The 2,864-nt window shown below is 70.5% G+C and carries 3 protein-coding genes; all 3 read left to right on the forward strand.

The annotated features are described in order from the left end of the window. A partial coding sequence (locus BQ8420_RS23565; RefSeq protein ID WP_143847507.1) for a dihydrodipicolinate synthase family protein occupies positions 1–1,096 on the forward strand: 1,096 nt, incomplete at its 5' end. Continuing rightward, positions 1,093–1,992 carry a sugar phosphate isomerase/epimerase gene (locus BQ8420_RS23570; protein ID WP_087101354.1) on the forward strand — a complete coding sequence of 300 codons (900 nt, stop codon included), beginning with the start codon at positions 1,093–1,095 and terminating at the stop codon, positions 1,990–1,992. The genes BQ8420_RS23565 and BQ8420_RS23570, both read left to right, overlap by 4 nt. 55 nt (positions 1,993–2,047) lie before the next feature. After that, a partial coding sequence (locus BQ8420_RS23575; protein ID WP_087101355.1) for a 5-dehydro-4-deoxyglucarate dehydratase occupies positions 2,048–2,864 on the forward strand: 817 nt, incomplete at its 3' end.

Raw genomic sequence — 2,864 nt, forward strand, 5'->3', positions numbered from 1 at the left:
CGCCGAGACCGCTCCCCTGTCCCCCGCCCGCACCCGTGTGGCCTACGCCGCCGCGCACGTGGTCGCCGACCCCACCGCCGTCAACGCGCCTGGGGAGGCCGCCCGCCTGGACTGGGACGCCACCCTGGCCTTTCGGCACCACCTGTGGGACCAGGGGTTGGGTGTGGCCGACGCGATGGACACCGCCCAGCGCGGTATGGGACTGGACTGGCCCGCCACCGCCGAGCTGATCCGCCGCTCGGGCGCCGAGGCCGCCGGTCGCGGCGCCGCCCTGGCCTGCGGGGTGGGCACCGACCAGCTGGATTCTTCTCAGCAGTCACTGGAAAGCGTTGTCCAGGCGTACGTCGAACAACTCGACACCGTCCAGGGCGCCGGGGCCTCCCCCGTACTGATGGCCTCGCGTGCGCTGGCCGCCGTGGCACAGGGCCCCGACGACTACACCAAGGTCTACGCCTCACTGTTGGAGCGGGCCGAGCGTCCGGTGATCCTGCACTGGCTCGGAAAGGCCTTCGATCCGGCCCTGGCCGGCTACTGGGGGTATGACGATCCGGCCGAGGCGATCGAACCGGTGGCCGCGCTGATCGCCGACCACGCCGCGAGTGTGGAGGGCATCAAGGTGTCCCTGCTCGACGCCGACCTGGAGGTGCGCCTGCGCCGACTGCTCCCGGAGGGGGTGCGCCTGTACACCGGCGACGACTTCCACTACCCCGAGCTGATCCAAGGCGACGAACACGGCCACTCCGACGCCCTGTTGGGCGTCTTCGCCGCCATGGCCCCGGTGGCCGGCCGCGCCCTGGCGGCGCTGGACACCGGAGACACGGCCCGCTATCGCGAGTTGATGGACGCCACCGTTCCCCTGGCCCGGCACCTGTTCTGTGCGCCCACCTTCTACTACAAGACCGGAATCACCTTCCTGGCCTGGCTCAACGGCCACCAGAAGGGCTTCCACATGGTGGGCGGCCTGCACAGCGCGCGTTCGCTGCCGCACCTGGCGCAGATCCTGCGCCTGGCCGATCAGGCCGGGGCGCTCAGCGCCCCCGACCTGGCGATGGAGCGTATGAGTTCGTTGCTGCGCGTTTCGGGGGTGGACCGATGACCATCGTGCCCAAGGCCACCGACGTGGACGTGCCCTCCGGGCTCAGGGCCGCGGTCCCCACCCCCGCTCCGGGTGATCCGGTCCTGTCCCGGCTCTCCCTCAACCAGGCCACCACCAAGTACTGGAGCCTGCGTCAGGCGGTGGACGGTTGCCTGCGCGCGGGCGTGCCCGCCATCGGTCCTTGGCGTGAACAGGTCGCCGAGGCGGGGCTCGCCGCGTCCGCGCGCCTGTTGCGCGACTCGGGTCTGCGGGTGTCCACCTACTGCCGGGGCGGGTTCCTCACCGATCCCGATCCCGCGGTGGCGTTGGACGACAACCGTCGGGCGCTGGACGAGGCCGCCGAGCTGGGCGCCCCGGTTCTGGTCATGGTGGTGGGCGGCCTTCCCGAAGGCGACCGCGACCTGGTCGGAGCCCGGGAACGGGTGGCCGAGGCGCTACAGGTGTTGGTGCCCTATGCCGCCGAACGCGGCGTCCAGTTGGGGTTGGAGCCCCTGCACCCGATGTTCTGCGCCGACCGCGCGGTGTTGTCCACCCTGGGCCAGGCCTTGGAATGGGCCGAGCCCTTCCCCGCCGAACAGGTGGGCGTGGTGGTGGACAGCTACCACGTGTGGTGGGACCCGGCGGTGTACGAACACATCGCCTGGGCCGGTCCGCGTGGACGCATCGCCTCCTTCCAGGTGTGCGACTGGATCCTGCCTCTGCCCACCGACGCGCTGTTGGGTCGGGGCATGGTCGGCGACGGCCACATCGACGTTCGTTCCCTGTACCGGGCGGTGCGTGCGGCCGGTTACGAGGGCGACGTCGAGTGGGAGGTGTTCAACGCCGATGTGTGGGCCGCCGACGGTGACGACGTCATCGCGACCATGGTCCGCCGCCACGTGCAGTACGTCCTGTGAACCACATCCGATCCTGCCGCCAGGGGCGGCGCCCTCGTGACAAGGAGAAGCTCACATGAACTTCGACGGGATTCTGTTCTTTCCTCTCACACCCTTCGACGACGCCGGAGTGGTGAATCAGGACGTGCTCGCCGAGCATGTGGCCTCGGGTGTGTCCCATGGGGCGGGTGGGGTGTTCACCGCCTGCGGTACCGGTGAGATCCACGCCCTGTCCGCGGCCGAGCACGCCGCGGTGGTGCGTCGTACGGTCCAGGTGGTCGATGGGGCCGTCCCTGTGGTGGCCGGCGCCGGTGGCAGCGTGGGCACCGCCATCGAGCAGGCACGGACCGCACTCGAACTGGGCGCGGACGCCATTTTGTTGTTGCCGCCCTACCTGGTCTCGGCGCCCCAGCGGGGGCTGGTGGAGTACGTCAGGGCGGTGTCGGAGGCGGTGGAGATCCCCGTCATCGTCTATCAGCGCGGTTCCATGGTGTTCTCGCCCGAATCGGCGGCCGAGCTGGCCGCGATTCCGCGGGTGGTGGGTTTCAAGGATGGTGTGGGTGATCTGGGGCGCATGCACCAGATCGTGTTGGCGGTGCGTGCGGTGCGCGGTGCGGACTTCACCTTCTTCAACGGGTTGCCCACCGCGGAGCTGACCGTGGCGGCCTACTCCGGGGTGGGGGTGCCCCTGTACTCCTCGGCGGCCTTCGCGTTCGTGCCGGAGGTGGCCGACGCCTTCTATAAGGCCTTCCACTCCGCCGACCCGCTCGCCGGGCGTCTGGTGAGCGAGTTCTACGACCCGTTGGTGCGTCTGCGCGATCGTTCTCCGGGGTACGCGGTGTCGTTGGTCAAGGCGGGGGCCCGGCGGACGCGGCGGCCGGCCCGGGCGAGCA

The sequence above is a fragment of the Nocardiopsis sp. JB363 genome, from assembly GCF_900143625.1.
Lineage (GTDB): Bacteria > Actinomycetota > Actinomycetes > Streptosporangiales > Streptosporangiaceae > Nocardiopsis.